Annotated in this window: 17 protein-coding genes; all 17 read right to left on the bottom strand. The window is 63.5% G+C overall.

The features are described 5' to 3' along the window. Nucleotides 1–51 precede the first annotated feature (51 nt). The 17 genes from dmpG to L0U81_RS31985 all read right to left on the bottom strand — a co-directional run bounded on the left by dmpG (nt 52) and on the right by L0U81_RS31985 (nt 17,517). Nucleotides 52–1,083: a 4-hydroxy-2-oxovalerate aldolase gene (gene dmpG / locus L0U81_RS31905; RefSeq protein ID WP_233809880.1), complete on the bottom strand. Its 1,032-nt coding sequence runs from the start codon at nt 1,081–1,083 to the stop codon at nt 52–54. 17 nt (nt 1,084–1,100) lie between these two features. After that, nucleotides 1,101–2,018 (bottom strand): acetaldehyde dehydrogenase (acetylating), encoded by a 918-nt coding sequence (locus tag L0U81_RS31910; protein WP_233809882.1) that lies wholly within the window; start codon nt 2,016–2,018, stop codon nt 1,101–1,103. 16 nt (nt 2,019–2,034) lie between these two features. After that, a complete protein-coding gene (locus L0U81_RS31915) occupies nt 2,035–3,237 on the bottom strand; it encodes a flavin-dependent monooxygenase (protein WP_233809884.1) in 1,203 nt (400 codons plus the stop codon). Between the two features lie 50 nt (nt 3,238–3,287). Continuing rightward, nucleotides 3,288–4,175, bottom strand: coding sequence for a VOC family protein (locus tag L0U81_RS31920; RefSeq protein ID WP_233809886.1), 888 nt, complete (start codon nt 4,173–4,175; stop codon nt 3,288–3,290). A 74-nt stretch (nt 4,176–4,249) separates the two neighbouring features. Then, a complete protein-coding gene (locus L0U81_RS31925) occupies nt 4,250–5,290 on the bottom strand; it encodes a ferredoxin--NADP reductase (protein WP_233809888.1) in 1,041 nt (346 codons plus the stop codon). A gap of 25 nt (nt 5,291–5,315) precedes the next feature. Next, nucleotides 5,316–6,158 (bottom strand): alpha/beta fold hydrolase, encoded by an 843-nt coding sequence (locus tag L0U81_RS31930; protein WP_233809890.1) that lies wholly within the window; start codon nt 6,156–6,158, stop codon nt 5,316–5,318. Nucleotides 6,159–6,326: 168 nt separating this feature from the next. Beyond that, complete coding sequence (locus L0U81_RS31935; protein ID WP_233809892.1) at nt 6,327–7,850, bottom strand: MFS transporter; 1,524 nt, start codon at nt 7,848–7,850, stop codon at nt 6,327–6,329. Between the two features lie 142 nt (nt 7,851–7,992). Next, nucleotides 7,993–9,171, bottom strand: a complete 1,179-nt coding sequence (locus tag L0U81_RS31940) for a Rieske 2Fe-2S domain-containing protein (protein ID WP_233809894.1) — start codon at nt 9,169–9,171, stop codon at nt 7,993–7,995. A 141-nt stretch (nt 9,172–9,312) separates the two neighbouring features. Next, a complete protein-coding gene (locus tag L0U81_RS31945; protein ID WP_233809896.1) occupies nt 9,313–10,146 on the bottom strand; it encodes an enoyl-CoA hydratase/isomerase family protein in 834 nt (277 codons plus the stop codon). Nucleotides 10,147–10,159: 13 nt separating this feature from the next. Further along, complete coding sequence (locus tag L0U81_RS31950; RefSeq protein WP_233809898.1) at nt 10,160–10,960, bottom strand: enoyl-CoA hydratase/isomerase family protein; 801 nt, start codon at nt 10,958–10,960, stop codon at nt 10,160–10,162. Between the two features lie 23 nt (nt 10,961–10,983). Beyond that, entirely contained in the window at nt 10,984–12,150 is a 1,167-nt protein-coding gene (locus L0U81_RS31955) for an acetyl-CoA acetyltransferase (protein ID WP_233809900.1), read from the bottom strand. Then, nucleotides 12,147–12,524: a Zn-ribbon domain-containing OB-fold protein gene (locus L0U81_RS31960; RefSeq protein WP_233809902.1), complete on the bottom strand. Its 378-nt coding sequence runs from the start codon at nt 12,522–12,524 to the stop codon at nt 12,147–12,149. The genes L0U81_RS31955 and L0U81_RS31960 overlap by 4 nt, the downstream gene beginning before the upstream one ends. Continuing rightward, nucleotides 12,524–12,970, bottom strand: coding sequence for a MaoC/PaaZ C-terminal domain-containing protein (locus L0U81_RS31965; RefSeq protein ID WP_233809904.1), 447 nt, complete (start codon nt 12,968–12,970; stop codon nt 12,524–12,526). Before L0U81_RS31965 ends, L0U81_RS31960 begins: the two co-directional genes overlap by 1 nt. Further along, a complete protein-coding gene (locus L0U81_RS31970; RefSeq protein ID WP_233809906.1) occupies nt 12,967–13,401 on the bottom strand; it encodes an FAS1-like dehydratase domain-containing protein in 435 nt (144 codons plus the stop codon). The genes L0U81_RS31965 and L0U81_RS31970 overlap by 4 nt, the downstream gene beginning before the upstream one ends. Nucleotides 13,402–13,411: 10 nt before the next feature. Beyond that, nucleotides 13,412–15,562, bottom strand: a complete 2,151-nt coding sequence (locus L0U81_RS31975; protein ID WP_233809908.1) for an acetate--CoA ligase family protein — start codon at nt 15,560–15,562, stop codon at nt 13,412–13,414. Between the two features lie 35 nt (nt 15,563–15,597). Further along, nucleotides 15,598–16,353, bottom strand: a complete 756-nt coding sequence (locus tag L0U81_RS31980) for an SDR family NAD(P)-dependent oxidoreductase (RefSeq protein WP_233809910.1) — start codon at nt 16,351–16,353, stop codon at nt 15,598–15,600. Between the two features lie 33 nt (nt 16,354–16,386). Further along, nucleotides 16,387–17,517 carry an acyl-CoA dehydrogenase family protein gene (locus tag L0U81_RS31985; protein ID WP_233809912.1) on the bottom strand — a complete coding sequence of 377 codons (1,131 nt, stop codon included), beginning with the start codon at nt 17,515–17,517 and terminating at the stop codon, nt 16,387–16,389. Between the last annotated feature and the right edge of the window lie 5 nt (nt 17,518–17,522).

Raw genomic sequence — 17,522 nt, forward strand, 5'->3', positions numbered from 1 at the left:
ATTATGGAATCGCAAATTCAGCGTCGGGTGCTTGCGAGGCGGCGTGGCACGCTACTGCAACAACCCGCGCGCCCTCGCCATGGTCATCGCGGTGTCTTCGATCATGTCCTCCTGGCCGCCCACCATGCCCCGGCGGCCCAGATCGACCAGCAGGTCGCGCGCCGGGATGCCGTATTTCTTCTCGGCACGCTTGGCAAAGAGAAGGAAGGAAGAGTACACGCCGGCATAGCCGAGCGTGAGCGCGTCGCGGTCGATGCGCACCGGGTGGTCCATCATCGGCAGCACCAGATCCTCGGCCACGTCCATGATCTTGTATAGATCGACGCCAGTCTCGATGCCCATCCGATTAGCCACCGCGACGAACACTTCGAGCGGCGTGTTGCCCGCTCCCGCGCCCAGTCCATTGGTCGAGCCATCGATGCGTGTCGCGCCCGCTTCGATCGCGGCAAGCGAGTTCGCCACGCCCATCGCGAGATTGTGGTGGCCATGAAAGCCAATCTCGGTCTCAGGCCTGAGCGCCGCTCGCAACGCCTGCACCCGGTCCGTTACGTCATCGGGCAGCAGATAGCCTGCTGAATCGGTAATGTAGACGCAGTTCGCGCCATAGCTCTCCATCAGCTTCGCCTGGTCCGCCAGCTTCTCGGGCGAATTCATGTGCGCCATCATCAGAAACGTGCCCGTGTCCATCTCGAGCTTGCGTGCGAGCGTGACGTGTTGCTCCGACACGTCGGCTTCGGTGCAGTGGGTACAGATACGGATGGTGTGCACCCCGAGATCGCGCGCCATGCGAAGGTGATCGACGGTGCCGATTCCCGGCAGCAGCAGCGCGGAAATCTTCGCGCGCTTCATGGCCGGCACCACCGCCTTGAGGTACTCCTCGTCGGTATGGCGCGGAAAGCCGTAATTCAACGAAGCGCCGCCCAGACCGTCGCCATGCGTGACTTCGATGAGCGGCATGCCGGCCTCATCGAGTCCCTTCGCCACCGAGACCATCTGCTCGACGGTGATCTGATGGCGTTTGGGATGCATGCCGTCGCGCAGCGTGTTGTCGTGGAGGGTGACCTTCTTGCCCTTGAGGTTCATGTCTTGTCTCCTTCGGCTTAGGCGCAAACGCGTTCAAGCGTGAGTTTCCCGGCGAGGATTTCCTCCGCGAACATTTCCCCGGTACGCGCCGCTGCTGCCGTCATGATGTCGAGATTGCCGGCATATTTCGGCAAATAATCGCCCAGACCCTCGACCTCCATGAAGACCGACACACGATGTGTCTCCGGATCGATGACAGGGCCATTCACCAGCTTGTAGCCGGGCACGTACTTCTGCACCTCGGTGATCATCGCGTGCACGGACGCCTCGATCTCGGCCGCCCGGGGGGCGTCCTCGGTGAGGCAGTAAATCGTGTCGCGCATGATGAGCGGCGGCTCGGCCGGATTGATGACGATGATCGCCTTGCCCTCATCCGCGCCGCCCACGGTTTCGATCGCACTGGCCGTGGTCCGCGTGAATTCATCGATGTTCTTGCGCGTACCCGGACCGACCGAGCGCGACGATACCGAAGCAACGATCTCCGCATACTTCACCTTCTGCACGCGGGAGACCGCGGCCACCATCGGAATGGTGGCCTGGCCGCCGCAGGTCACCATGTTCACGTTCATCTCACGCTTGCCCAGATGTTCGGAGAGGTTGACCGGCGGCACGCAATACGGACCGATGGCCGCCGGCGTGAGGTCGATCATCAGCACGCCTAGCGCATTCAGCTTGCGTGAATTCTCGGCATGCACGTAAGCGCTGGTAGCGTCGAAGGCGATCTGCACGCCATCGGCCAGCACATGCGGCAGCAGCCCGTCCACGCCAGCCGCGCTCGTCTTGATACCCAACTCGCTCGCACGCCTGAGCCCGTCGGAATCCGGATCGATCCCGACCATCCAGACCGGCTCCAGCACTGCGCTGCGCTTTAGCTTGGCCAGCAAATCGGTGCCGATGTTTCCGGGACCGATGATCGCGCATCTGATTTTTTCCATGGTCAGTACGCTCCAGTCAGAGAAAGTAGTCCTTGTTTTCCTGGCCCATCAACACGGAGCCCCACCCCCGTCCATAGATTTCGAACTGGTTGGCAATGTGTTGTCGACCGACCATGATGTCGTTCATGATCCGGCCATAGGGGTTCTTGTTGTAGACCGCCGCGCCGCCCACGGCCTTGAAAAGGCGCGCGGCGGCAATCGACACGCGTTCCGGGGGAAGGCTCGCCTGGAACCGGTATTGCGAGCGCAATTCGACCGGAGGCAATTCACGACGCTCGGCATAGGACCACAGCACGTCGAAGTTGCGCTGCAGGATCAGCTTGAGCTGATCGACCTCGTTTTGTGCTTCAGCAATCGCCAGCGTCGCGATCGGGTCCTGCGTGGTGCGCATGCCAAACAGGTTGGCGCGCGTCTTCGCGGTTTCCTGCATCTGGTCGATCATCCCTTGCAGCGCACCGATGGCCGGCGTCGACACGGCCCGGCAAAACACCTGTCCGTACGGAAGACGATAGAGCGCCCCATCGTTCACCGCGTGGCCCGGATGCTCACACAGGAACCCGCCCATCCCGGACATCACGCGGTAGTCCGGCACGAACACATCGTTGACGACGATGTCGTCGCTTCCCGTCCCCCGCAACCCGGGCGTGTCCCAGGCGTCCACGATTTCGTAGTCGCTGCGCGGCAGCAGGAACGTGCCTTGAGTCGGCTGACCGTCAGGATTGAGGATCATCCCGCCAAGCAGCACCCACTTGCAGTGGGCCGAACCGCTCGAGTAACCCCAGCGTCCGCTGAAACGGAATCCGCCTTCGACCGGCGTCGCCTTGCCTCCGGGCATGTATGTCGAAGATGCGAGGGTGCTGTCGTCTTCGCCCCACACCTCCTGCTGCGCACGTTCGTCATAGCAGGCGATCTGCCAGGGGTGCACCGCCACGACGCTATAGACCCACGCGGAGGACATGTCGCCCTCACCCAGGGCCATCACGATGTCGAAAAAGACGTTCGGATGCATCTCGTAGCCGCCCCAACGCTTCGGCTGCAGCACCCGGAAAAGTCCCGCCTCCTTGAAGTCGGCGATGGTCTCGGGGGGGATCTGCCGGCCGCTTTCCCCAAGCTTTGCCCGTTCCCGCAGCGTCGGAATCAATGCCCTCGCGCGCGCGACGAGCTCCTCCGGAGTAGGAGAGGCCTCACCGACTTGATCCAACCTGAGTGGTTTGTTCATATAGACTCCTAAATAGTATTTCGTCCTTGCCAAGATGGGTTAGCGCTCGATTACGCGCTCGGCGGCGCCTGCCAGTGATGGCCCCAGTGGCTGCCGCGCGTCGTTTCAAACACTGTGTGTTCTTTCTCCCAATCCTTCACCAGGCCGCCACAGCCGAATTCCAACGCGAAGCCGCCCGGGGTCCAAACGTAGAAGGACGTCATGTCGTCGTTCACGTGTCGTCCGAGCGATGCCGCCAGCGGCACCTGGTGAGCCGCGACACGGTCAAGCGCCCGCCCAACCTCGTCCATGTCGGGCACCTCGAGCATCATGTGAATGCAGTTCGCCGGGCTCGGCATCTCCGCCAGCGCCAGGCTGTGCTGCCGCGGATTGCAGTGCAGGAAATGGATACGCCCGACTTTGTCCGGGCCGAAGGGGACGTGCAGAATATCCGACATCCCGAAGCCCATCGTTTGCGTCCAGAACTCTTTGGTTGCGTCGAAGTTCAGGCTAGGCAACACCACGTGCCCCATCCCCATCGAACCCGTCACGAAGGCAGACACCCCGATCGGCGAAACAAAACGGGTAAAGTCGGAGATCGGTCCCCAGTACACCTCGATGCGATTGCCGGACGGATCGGTGCAGGTGAACATGTCGGTCACCTTGCGAAGTGCGCACTGCGACGGATTCCCTGCGGAAACCTCCACGTTCGCATTGACGAGCTTGCTGCGCAGCGCGACAAAGTCCGCCTCGCTGCGCATCTCCCAGCCCGAGGCAACCAGGCCGTCGCGATCGCCCTCGACGACGAGCACGCGGTGCTCCCGGCCATCGATCTTCAGATACAACGACCCATCCGGGCCATCGGCAGCAGCCATGCCTACGACCTGAGTGGCGAAGTGCCGCCACTTCCCGAGATCGGTCGTTTGCACGACCAGGTAGCCAAGTTGGTCAATCTTCATGCCCTCTCCTATTGATGGTTTCGTAAAACGTGAACACGCAGGTACGCGCAACGGGGCTGGATGAGATGGCCGCTCTATCCGTCGAAACTGATGCGAACCACGCTCGTATCCGGTACCGCCTGGCAGGCAAGGACATAGCCCTCGGCCAAATCATTGTCGTCGAGCAGGAAGTTGCCGAGCATCGAAACCTTGCCGTCGATCACTTTGCAAACACAGGCGCCGCACCTGCCTTCGCGACACGAATGCGGCGCTGCGAGCCGCGCGCCCAGCATCGCGTCGAGCAACGTTTCGTCACGTGCCCAATCAACCGTGCAGGTCGCCCCATTCAGGCTGACTTCCAGCTTGCTGTCCGGCTCGCCGGATGCTTGCGCGATCGGTTGGCGAGGCGTGTCTTGCGGAGCGCTCGCCAGCGAGACGAAGCGCTCGACGTGCACACGTTTCTTCGTCACGCCGAGGCTCGCGAGCGCCGCCAGCGCGCAGTCCATATACGGCTCGGGGCCGCAAATGAATGCCTCGAAGCTGGCATACGGCCGCGCGAGGGCGGTGAGCAAATCGACACGCGGCAAGCCCTGCACGCTTTCCAGCCAGTGATACACCACCAAGCGCCCGGCATATTGGCTTGCCAACGTACGGAGTTCCTGCGCGAAAATGACCGAGCGCTCGTCGCGGTTGGCATAGACGAGCACGACGCGACCCGTGCCTTCGTGCAAGGCCAATTTGAGAATCGACATGACCGGCGTGACGCCGCTCCCACCGGCGAAGAGCAGGAAGTCGCCGTCAAGCTGGCGCGGCGTAAATGCGCCGACCGGCGGCAGCACCTGCACATCATCCCCGGCCCGCAGGTTGTCGCAGATCCAGTTCGACGCGACGCCGCCCTTCACGCGCTTGACCGTCACCTTCATCGCTTCGCCCAACGCCGGCGAGCTCGCGAGTGAATAACAGCGCATGACTTCACCGCCGTCGCCCGGTATGCGCAAGGTCAGGAACTGACCCGGACGGTAATCGAATCGCGCAGCGTCGTCAGGCCGTGCAAAGACGATGGATTTCGCGTCGTCTGTCTCATCGATTACAGCACTCACGCGCAACGTGTGGAATTGGGAGGCTTCAACAGTCATGGTGCACAATCCATTCAGCAATCGGTCACGCGTGACTCAGGAAGTCGTCAATCTCGCGATTGAAGTACCCTGGCTGCTCGAGCATGAACCAGTGGCCCGCATCGGTGGAGATGACGACGCGCGCATTGGGCACGCGCTGCGCAACCACCAGCGCATGCCGTACCGGCAGGAACTGGTCTTTCGCGCCCCAGAAGCACAACACAGGCATCTTCAATTCGTGCAGGCGATCCGCGTAGACACCGACTCGCATCGTGCTGAAAACTTCAGGGGGCTGCTCGATCCATACCGGCAGGCGCTCGTCGATCGCTTCCTCCGTGATGGTGGCCGGGTCGGCAACGATCAGGTGCAGCACTTTGCGCATGGAGTCCCGATCCGTGAGGCGCTGAGCCACCATGCCGCCCAATGCCTTCAGGCCCGGCATGTCGGCGGCCCAGAGCGCGGGATCCTCCACGCCGCCCGGGCCCATCACGACGAGCCGGTCCACCTTGTCAGGGTGGGTGAGCGCAAACTCGAACGCGATTGCGCCTCCCAGCGAGTTTCCGACAGGGATCACGGAACGCACTTCCTTCTGGATCAGCAGGTCATTCAGCACTTCGACGTGCAGGGTCGATGTGTAGGCGAGGTCGCGCGGCTTGTCCGATAACCCATAGCCAAGGTAGTCAGGCACGAGAACGTGCCAGCCTTGCCTCGCGAAGTAGTCGATGTTCAGCTTGAAGTTCGAGTAGCCGCTCGCACCGACGCCACTGCCGTGGAGAAACATCAACGACGGGCGATCGTCACGTACGCTGCCAAGCTCGTGCAGGTGCAGTTTCAGGTTACCGCGCACGGTCACATAGTGACCGACCGGGATAGGCGTTGCGTTCGACATGGCTTGTTTTCCTGAATATTCCTGACTATTGCTGGCCATTGCTGGCGTTGAGTTCGCAATCGCGTGAGGCTGGATCAAACTATGCCAGGTGATCCGCGAACCCGCATGGTCTGCTTAGACTAGAGGTACCGACTCCTGGCACTAGCGCGTGAGCCGCGTTGCCGAGAATCAGCGCGCGCCCGCTGTGCCCCTGCGCGGGCGCTGCCTCGTCGACCCGGCGGCCAGCGGGCGCAATCGCCATGCAGCGCACATGGCCAACAGGCACAAGCCGCAGACCATGAGGAACACGTCATTGAACGAGGCGAGCCGCGCGGCGGAGTGCGCGGCACCGCCGAGCTGCACGCCGTGCGCGGACAACCGCCATTGCAGGACGACTCCGCACAGGCTGACGCCAATCGAGCCGCCCATCAGGGTCAGGAAGCTGATCGAGCTCGACGCGTAGGACAGCGACTCTGGCGGCAGCTCGCGCATCGCCCCCAGATTCAGCGATGGCAGCACAAATCCCAATCCGACTCGCCCGAACATGGTGATGGCGATCAACCACCAAAGCGGTGTGCTGACATCGAGCCGTATCATCAGCGCGAACGACGCTGCCATCACGAGGAGTCCCAGGCTGACCATCCTGTATGGCGGCTGGCGATCGGCAATCCGGCCCGCGACGGCAAGCGTCACCATCAGAAGCAGGCTCGAAGGCAGAAGCACGGAGCCCGTGAACGATGGCGAGAGTCCGAGGGCAACCTGCAGATACACGGGCAGCAGGTAGGTCGAGCCGTATAGCGCAGCGCCATAGGTGCATGCGACGAAGCAACCCATCGCAAACTGGCGATACCGGAAGAGACCAAGGTCCAGCAACGGCTTGACGCTCGTGGCCGACATCCGCCGTTTCAGACGCGCTTGCCATGCGAGGAAGCTGGCGAGCACGGCCAGTGCGCCACCGAGCAGTGCAGCGGCCATTGCCAGCTGCCGGCTTTGCACGGCGACCAGTCCGTTGAGTATGAGCACGGTGCCCGCGCTAGCGAGCAACAACCCCAGCCAATCCAGCGATGAGCCATCGTCGAGTTCCGAAGCCGTGCCGCCTGGCATGACATCCGGTACGTAGCGTCGTGCCAGCCAGACGGCGAGCAGGCAGACAGGGGCCGAGAAGAAAAACGGCGCACGCCATCCGATTGCCTGGATCAGCAGCCCGCCGACGATCGGCGACAAGGCCGGCACCAACACGGTGCCGGCGATGTAGACAGCCGAGACGCGCCCTTGCTCGTGGGGCTGAAACGCCCGCATGACGACCACGGGCGCGATAGGCATCACGGCTCCCGCCGCGATGCCTTGCACCACGCGCGCGATCAGCACAACGGGAAAGTTCCAGGCGAGACCGCCCAACGCCCCACCGGCCACCTGCATCAACATGCAGCCGTAACACACATAGCGGTAGCCGAAGCGCGAGAGCAGCCAGGGCGTGGTCAGCATGGCTGCGGTGTTTGCCGCCATGAAACCGGAGACGACCCATTGCACGCGATCCTGACCGATCTCGAAGTGGCGGCTCAAAACCGGCACGGCAACATTGAAGTCCACGGACGCCATCACAGCAGCCACCAGGGCGACCATGATGGCCAACAACAGCAACCATCGATGTCGCGTGTCGTTACGCTCATGCAGCAGGTGATCTGAATTAGCACGTTCGCCGGTTGTTGCCATCACTTCCCCACAGGCTGGATGTTGTTTCACTGCGAAGGGCCGGGATCCGGGCAAAAAAATAGAAGCACTCGCATGCGTGGCGCACGTCGCGCCAACGCATGCTTGCGCTTCCTCCCCGTTGCTTACCCTGTGGTCCTGGCGATCAGGCGCCGTTGCCTTGTTCCTCGGCAATCTTCTCGGCGGCTTGACGATCCCAGACCGGCAACGCATGCCGCGTGTCTGTTTCGATCTCGAGCCGGGCCGTCATCTCCGGCTTGATGTCAGCGACGTCGACGAAGAATTGCTCGTACCAGCGGCGAAGCTGATAGACAGGCCCGTCGGTGTCGCACAGTAGCGGGTTGTCGACGCGGGTCTTGTGCTCCCAGATATGGACGTCCTGCAACGTCCCGATGCGGTTGCGCTCCGCAACCGCCCTGGTACGCGCCGCGTTTTGCTCTTCGCTCAGATCGGGCCGCTTCTTGACGCTGAAGCCCATGTACAGCCGGAAGGTTTCCGGCGTCACGGGAACCTGGGCGAGAATCTCGATGAACTCGACGGTGTCGCCGGGAAACCGGTTCATCAGATGGGAATGCAGATAGGCCGGGCCGTAGTAGCGCGTTTCGCCACGCATCCACCCGGCGATCTCCTCAGCCGGGACGCCGGGCTTGTCCTTCGGATAGGTCGCGGGCGCATCCGGGTCGGTACCCATCTCCAGAAACTGCCACGCGACATGGCCGTCGAACACGTTCTTGAAGTAGCTCGCGCCGGCGCCCTTGCCTTCGCCATGTACGTAGAAAAAATGCGCCGCATCGACGAGGTTATCCACCAACTCGCGCCCTGTCGTCGCCAGTTTGTGAACACTCATGTCCCATTGCGACCAGGTGTCGTCAAACAGCCCATCGATCCGCGGGATCGCCACTTCGGGCGGCGGTGCCTTACCCTCAGGGTCATGCCAGATGAACAGCAGCCGGTTTTCCTCAAGTGCGTGCCATTTTCGGGTACGGGCGCGCACCGGAATGTGTTTGGCGTACGGGATCGCGGTGCAGCGGCCATTGTCGCCCCACCGCCAGTCGTGAAATGGGCAAGCAACGGAGTCGCCCCTGACTGTGCCCTGCGAAAGATCGCCACCCATGTGGGGGCAATAAGCATCCAGCACCGACAGTGCGCCCTGCTGGTTTTGAAACACCACCAGCTTGGTATTGAATGCGAATACGCCGTGTGGTTTTCCATCCTTGTACTGGTCGGCCAATCCCAGGCAGTGCCAGCCGCGCGCCATGCGTTGCGGCACATTGCTCTGCACTACGTATGGAACGGCCGAAGCGCCGTCTTCACGCAAGTTCATGTCGTACCTCCTTGTCTCCGGTGTGACGATAGTAAGTTTTTCGAGGCGTTCGCGTATCGTCCGGGCGGACCATATACACGCGAAGCAAAATGCTTGATCGAAACTGCCTGGGTAACGCGGACCATTGACGATCCCCCCGGGTCATCGTCCCCTGAAAACCCCACGGCGTTTTTCAATGAACGCGCTCGCGGCTTCCTTGTGGTCATCGCTGAGGAATGTCGCGCCTTCAAGCAACAGGCCGTGATCGATCAACATCTCGGCGCGGTGCCTCAGCACACGATTGAGCGTGGATTTGGTGCCTTGCACGGCAAGCGGCGGGAGTCCGGCGAGCTTGCTCGCAACCGCCAGCGCCGCAGTCTGCAACTCCGCTTCCGGAACGGCCTTGAGCACCAGACCGAGCCGTGCAGCCTCGACGCCGCTCAAACGATCGCCCGTCATCAGGTAGTACTTGGCCGCGCCCATGCTCATCGACAGGGGCCAGGCCAATGCGCCGCCGTCTCCCGCCACGAGACCGACCGGCACGTGGGTATCAGCGAGCTGCGCGTTGTCGGCCGCCAGCACCACGTCGCACATCAGGGCCAACGTCGCGCCCAGACCCATCGCATAGCCTTGCACCGCGGCGACAATCGGCTGTGGCACGTTGAGCATCGCATCCACGAGGCGCGCCGCGCCTTGAGTGATCTCCTCGATGCGTTGCGCGGCGGACGGCGGCTCATCGGGTTCGGCGGCAAACGACTTGATGTCCCCGCCGACGCAAAACGCGCGACCGGCACCACGCAGCAATACGGCACGCACGCTGCGGTCATGGCGCAGTTCAGAGAACACCGTCTCCAGGCCCTCGTGCATATCGCCTCCGACCGCATTCAGGCGATCCGGACGATTGAGTGTCAAGACAAGCAGCGACTCGCTCCGCTCGATGAGCAGGGTCTCGAATCGCCCTCGGTCAGGTTCTGTGATGGTCAAGACATCGGACACGGCGTGGTCCCTCCTATTCAGTTCGACCGGCAGCGATTTCGTTCAGCTTCCGCGCGCGCGCTTCCGCGCGGCCCGGGTCTTCGATCGCCAGTTTCTGCGCATGGACTTCCGCTTCGAGCTGCTCGGCGAGGCTCAAACGTGCAGCCCTCGCGAGGAGATCCTTCGTCAAGCCGACGCTCAGCCCGGGTTTCGAAGCGAGGTTGCTTGCATAAGCCATCGCACGCGGCAGCAGCGCTTCGGCTTCCAGCACCTCGTTGACGAGGCCTGCGCGCAAGGCCTCGTCGGCACTCCAGCGTTCCCCGCCTGCCAGCCACGCAAACGCGCGCCCATACCCGAGGAGTCGCGTCAGGTAGTAGCTGCCACCTGCATCCGGCACCAGTCCGATGTCCACGAAGGCCGGCACGAAGGTCGCGGAACGCGAGGCCAGACGGATATCGGCGGCGCAGGCCAACGACAGTCCCGCGCCCGCGGCGGCGCCATTGATGGCCGCGATGACGGGCTTCGCCAACGCGTTCATCGCCAGTACGTGCGCGTTGAATGTGTGGCGCAGCGTGCGGTAGCCCAATTCGCCCGGCGTGGGCGGCTGCCGCAGATCGGCGCCCGCACAGAAGCCCCGGCCGACGCCTGTGAGCACGACGGCGCGGACCTCGGGACGGGACGCCACGAACCACGCGGTCGACAGATGCTCGTGCAGCTCCTGATTGAACGCGTTGAGTCGGTCCGGGCGATTGAGCCTGACGAGCAGTACATCGCCGTGTTCTTCGAGAATCACGGGTGGCGCCACAACTTCACGCTTATCGGCAGGCTGATTCATGATGTTCGCGTCGTAGGTAGAGTTCAAAGGGTCGCAAGCGTGCCGAGCACCGCCGTGACCTGGCTCGACAACTGCCCGCCATTGCCATGCGCGATGGCCAGTTCAGCACCCTGCACCTGGCGCGCACCGGCTTGTCCTCGCAACTGCCGCACGGCTTCGATCAAGGTGAAGATGCCGTACATCCCCGGGTGGCAATACGACAGTCCTCCGCCGTTCGTATTGACAGGCAGTGCGCCGCCCGGCGCGATGCGTCCGCCGCTCACGAATGCGCCGCCCTCTCCCTTCGCGCAAAAGCCCAGATCCTCGAGGAAGAGAATCGGGTTGATCGTGAACGCGTCGTACAACTGCAGAACGTCGATGTCCGATGGCCCAACCCCGGCCATCGCGTAGGCGCGAGCACCCGAGTCGCGCGCCGCCGTCGTGGTGAGTTCCGGCATCTGCGAGATCGAGCGATGCCAGTGCGCCTCGCCCACACCCAGCACGGCCACTGGCGGTTGGGGCAGATCGCGCGCGCGCTCCGTGCGTGTCATCACGACAGCGCCGCCGCCATCGGTGACGAGGCAGCAATCGCGCACGCCGAGCGGCGTCGATACCATCGGGCTCGACAGCACCTCGGCAATGGTCAACGGACCTTTCGCGTGATTGAAAGCCGCCGGATTGAGCAACGCCCATTGCCGCGCCGCGACGGCGACCTCGGCCAGTTGTTCTCGCGTCGTACCGAACGCGTGCATATGGCGCGCCGCAGCTAGCGCATAGCCGGTGACCGGATCGAGTGGCTTGTAGGGTGCCTGATACGAAGGCACTTCCCGCAAGCCAGATTGATTGTTCCGTTGGCGATCGGCGCGCGGGGTGCTGCCATAGACGATGAGTACCGTGTCCGCGAGGCCGGCGGCCAGCGCGGCCGCCGCGTGAAGCACGTTGGAGACGAAGCTGCTGCCGCCCACATTGGCCGTCCCGCTCAGACGCGGGCGTATGCCGAGCGCCTCGCCAACATCGAGATTGGCCATGAAACGGCCACCGATGTTGCTATAGAGGCCATCGACATCGCGCATGGTCAGGCCCGCCTCGGCGAGCGCGCGAACGGCTGCCTGAGCCGCGAGATCGAGGGGGTAACGGTCGGCACCCACGTCTCCGAGATCGGACTCCGCGACGCCGACGATACTCGCCACACCGCGCAACGGATGCGTCATGGCAACACCTCGAAGACCACGCGTGAAGCCTCGCCCTGCTGCGCCTCGACATGGGCATGAACCCGCTGCCCGATAGCGGGACTCGCCACGCCGGGCACCGTGCTCATCATGCGAAAACCCTCGTCCAGATCCACCAGCACCACGTTGTAGGCACCATCTCTCGCGACGACCTCGGTCGCTGAATAGACGGTGCCGATACCGGCACTGTCACGCCAATGCAATTGCGTTGCGCCGCAATGCGGGCAATTCACGCGCGGCGGAAAGACCGCGCGTTCGCAGGCCTCGCAATGCTGGTACGCGAGCACCCCGCGTCCGATCGCCTCGGTGTAGCCACGGTAAGGCGCAAGCTCGGTAAAAGTTGGATTTGGCATCATCAGTCCTCCTGAGCGTCATGCACGACGGCCTGCGCCGTGCCGCTCAGCACCAGTTGTGGTTCACCCGCCTCAACTTGCCGGTGCACCGCGAGTTGGCAATCCACGATCAGACCTGACGCAGTGCCCTGCACGGAAGCGACTTGACCGCTCAGGATCAGTTCGTCGCCCGGCCAGACCTGGGCCACATACCGCACGCAATACTTGCGCAGTCGATCGTCACCGAGCCAGTCCGCGACATACCCGCCCAGAATGCCGGCGGTCAACATGCCGTGTGCGAAGACGCTGGGGTAGCCCGCAGCCTGTGCGAACGTCTCGTCATGGTGGACCGGATTGAAATCGCCTCCCGCGCCGGCATAGCGCACGATATGGCTGCGCGTGACGGGACCGACGCGCCGTGTCGGCGCCTCGGCTCCAACGCGCCAATATGCGTGACCCGATTCGCTCATACGCCCTCCTTCGCGCTTTCATCGGCGGTATTCCGAGGGGGCAACTCGATGATGTCGCTACGCTGCACGAGCACCTCCTCGCCGCGTTGATTGACGAAGCGCGCCTCTCGAACAATGATGGACATGACACCGCGCTTGCCGGCTTTGTGGCGTACGTCTGTGATGCTTGCATGCACCGTCAGCACATCGCCGGCCGCGATGAGGCCCAGGTACTCCCATTCGTTGCCGCCGGCCAGCACGCGCTTGAGGTCGAGATTCAATCCCGGTCCCGTATCGGGCGGGGTCCAGAAACTGGCCGCGGCACTGAACGTCGGCGCTGGCCTCGCGCCGCCCTCCCACAGCACCGCACGGGAAAACTCTCGCAGCTTGCCCTCCTCGACGGGGAAGCTGAACGAGGGGAATCGATAGCCGATCAGGGACGCGTCTGCCATGTGAACCCTCTCAATGCGTGTTCGCGTCAGCCGCACCATCACGCGCCAACACCACGAGTGCATCGGCTGCGACTGCGACTGCGCGAGCGTCACCCACGCGAATCGGATTGATGTCGACTTCGGCCACTTCGGGCAGATCGAGCGCCAGGTTGCCCACGCCCACCATCACCTCCGCGATCTGGACCTGCTCCTGCTCTGAAAGACCACGGCGACCCTTCACAAGGCGGCCTCCGAGCAAACCGCGAATGGCGCGCAATGCTGTCGCGGTATCGAATGGCGGTCGAAGCAGCGCCGTTTCGGCGATCTGCTCGATCAGCACTCCACCGAGGCCAACCGCGACCATCGGGCCGAACACCGGATCGCGCTGCACGCCACAAGTGAGCTCCATGCGGGCGGGAACCATCTCCTGCACCAGAACGCCTTCGATTGCCGCCCGCGGCGCGCGCTGCTTCACCTCGCTCATCATCGATTCGAACGCGTCGCGGATCTCGTCCGCGCTGCTGAGCCCTAGCCGCAGCGCGCCGACGTCTGACTTGTGCGGCAACGCATAGGACATGACCTTGAGCGCCACCTTGCCGCCGAGTTGCAAAGCCGCGTCGATCGCTGCGTCGGCGCTGTGCACGAGCCGCTCGCGCGTCACCGGAATGCCATACTCGGCAAACAGGCGCTTGCCCTGATGCTCCATCAGGACGCGCTCCTGCAGCGGGATCTCCAGATGCTTGCGTGCCCGGTCCGCTCGTGCGGCGTCTTGCGCTCGCCGCGCAGAGTGCGCGAGGGGTTCGCGTTGCGCGACCTGTGCCAGCGCCGCCAGCGCACGCATCACACGGCGCGGGTCCGTGTAGGTGGGCACACCGGCGTCTCTCAACATCGGTATCAGCGCGGTCGAGAGCACGGCCACGGGCTTTCCGGTGCCTTTGTAGAAGTCGATCAGCTCCTGCATCGCGGGCGCCGCAGCCGGACTGGTGGAAGCCCATGTCACCGTCGTCAGCATATCCAGCGACTCAGAGCCGGATAGCTCGGCATAGAGCGAGCGCGTCGCCCCCGGCTTCGCCGTGATTTGCGCCGTCGTGTCGATCGGGTTCGACACGTTTCCATAGAACGGCTGAGGGAGGACTGCAATCAGGCGCTCCTGCTCGTCACGCGGCAACTCGGGTAGCGAAAGACCGGCTCGCGCGGCCTCATCCGACAGCAGCACGCCCGCGCCGCCCGACGTCGTGACGATGCCGACGCGCGAGCCAGCAGGCCGACGTCCATCCTGGAAAATCAGGCCGTAGTCGAGCATCTCTTCCATCGTCTCAGCGACCAGCACACCGTACTGGCTGCACACGGCGTCGAGCACATCCGCCGAACCGACGATCGACGCGGTGTGGCTCATCGCCGCGCGCGCCGCTTCATCCGAGCGGCCGGCCTTGAGCAGCACCACCGGTTTGCCGAGCGCATAGGCTCGCTCGACGGCCTCGATAAAGATCTCGGGATCGCGCAGCGTTTCGCTGAACATCAGCAGCACCCCGACCTCGGGCCGCTCCACCAGGTAGCGCAGCACCTGCGACAGGTTGAGATCGGCCTCGTTGCCTGTGCTCACGAACCAGCCCAATTGCAGACCGGCATCCAGGCCCTTGGACATCAGGTACGAGCCGAAGCCGCCGCTTTGCGAGATCAATGCAACGCGCCCAGGCACGGGCAGCGGCTGACCGGGCAACAACGCGAAGTTGGCCGCCACGGCTTCCGCCACGTTGAGATAACCGATGCAGTTCGGCCCGATCAGGCGCACACCGGTACGCTCCGCCACCTCGATCAGCCGGGCCTGCAGCGCTTTGCCCGCGTCGCCGGCTTCGGCGAATCCCGAAGTCACGACGACCGCACCCGCAATACCCGCCGCGGCCACTTCTTCGAGAACCCCGACCGCGGATTCAGCCGAGACCGCGATGACCGCCATATCGATCTGGTCGGGCACGTCGGCCACGCTCGCATACGCACGTACGCCCTGGATTTCGGCTTCGCGTGGATGGATCGGATAAAGGCGGCCTTTATAGAACCTGGCCAGGTTCGCGAACATCAACGCGCCAATCCGGCCTGCGGCATTGGATGCGCCGATCATCGCAATCGAGCGCGGCGAAAACAGTCGGTCAAGCGGGGCACGCCCCGCAACAGAGTTAGACATGACACTCCCTGGCACAATTGAATGCGGCGCGCGAATCAGCGCACCAGCATGCTGCCGCCATCCACCGACAGCACTTGCCCGGTAACGAACGATGAAAGATCGGATGCGAGGAACAGATAACCCCTCGCCACTTCTTCGGGCTCGCCCGAGCGACGCAGCGGGTGCGCCTTCAGCGCGGCCGCGTATTGCTCGGCGAATTTCGGATCCTCGCGGATCGTCTTCGTCATGTCGGTCGTAGCGGCGGGCGCGACCGCGTTCACGAGAATGTTGTACTTGCCGAGCTCACGCGCCGCGGTGCGAACCATGCCGAGCATCCCCGACTTCGCCGCCGCGTAGTTGATCTGGCCGATCGAGCCGTTCTGGGCCGTCGACGATGAAGAGAAGATGATGCGGCCCCACCGGCGCTCCATCATGTCGGCGACAACGGCCTGCAGCCAGTAGAAGCTCCCATTCAGATGCACGGCAATCACCGAATCCCATTGTTCGTCCGTCATCTTGTGCAGCATTGCCGGCTGGATGTTGCCCGCGTTGTTCACCAGAATGTCGATTGGGCCGAGCTTCGACTTGATCTCCGCAGCGGCTTCGTTGACCGATGCCCGCCTCGTGATGTCGCAGTGCACGAACATCGCGCGTCCGCCCTGCGCTTCGATCTGCGCGGCCGTCTGCGCGCCGCGCTCGTCGATGTCCACGACCGCGACGCGCGCGCCCTCGGCCGAGAAGCGCTCGACAAGGGCACGTCCGATACCTTGTGCCGCGCCCGTCACTACCGCCACCTTGTCTTTCAATAGCATGGTTCGATATCCTGATGTTCCGTATCTGAATGCTCAGCGCGGCAATTCGAGCATGCGCGCAAGAATGTTCTTCTGGATCTGCGAAGATCCGCCATATACGCTGACCGGCCGCGACTGGAAATAGTCCGACAGCCATTCCGGCATCAGGCCCGTCAATACATCGGCCCCCGTCAATTCCAGCGCCGTATGCATCAGTTCCTGAGACGCGCGCGACCACAGCAGCTTGCCGATCGAACCTTCCGGTCCCGCCTGATGCCCGGAGATGCGGCGCGACAACTGATATGCCGCGTTCTGCGCGAGCACCTCCACATCCACGTATGCGCGGGCGAGCCGCCGGCGCATGTCCGATTGCCGATCCAGCCCGCGCTGCACGGCGATCTGCTCGAGCTGGCGCAGCTGTTGCCGCAACCTGGCGATGCTGCCGGTGTCCGACGCGCCACGCTCGTACGAGACTGTCGTCATCGCGATGTTCCAGCCCTGCCCTTCGGCACCGATGCGGTTTTCCACCGGCACCTCGACGTCGGTGAAGAACACCTCGCAGGTCTCCGGCTCACCGTTTGCCAGGTAGATCGCGCGCGTCTCGATACCGGGGACATCCATCGGCGTGATGAGGCAGGAGATCCCCTTGTGCTTCGGCACCTGCGTATCGGTGCGTACCAGCACGAGGCACCATTCGGCGGTCAGCGCGCCGCTCGTCCACATCTTCTGTCCGTTGATGACGTAGCGCTCGCCATTCAGCTCGGCCCGCGTGCGCAACGACGCGAGGTCCGAACCCGCGCCGGGCTCGCTGAACCCCTGGCACCACTGAACCTCACCGCTCAGCATCCTCGCGAGGTGCGTGCGCTTCTGCTCCTCCGTGCCGTATGTGAAGATGGCTCGGCCGAGAAAGTTGATGACGGCCGGCAGATACGGCGCGTCCACACGGCCGACCTCGTCGTTGAGGATCGCGTCGTAAAGCGGCGACAGGCCCCGGCCACCGTATTCGGTCGGCCAGCTCAGCCCGATATAGCCGGCGTTGTAGAGCGAACGGTGCCAGCTCTTGCGAAGCGCGCGCTGCTCTTCGATGGTGCTGGCGTCCTGCCAACCCTCGGGGATGTTGTGCTTGAGCCATTCACGCAGCTCAAGACGAAATCTGGACTGCTCTGCGTCTTCCCGGAAATCCATCTCTC

The sequence above is a fragment of the Paraburkholderia sp. HP33-1 genome, from assembly GCF_021390595.1.
In the GTDB taxonomy this organism is placed as follows: domain Bacteria; phylum Pseudomonadota; class Gammaproteobacteria; order Burkholderiales; family Burkholderiaceae; genus Paraburkholderia.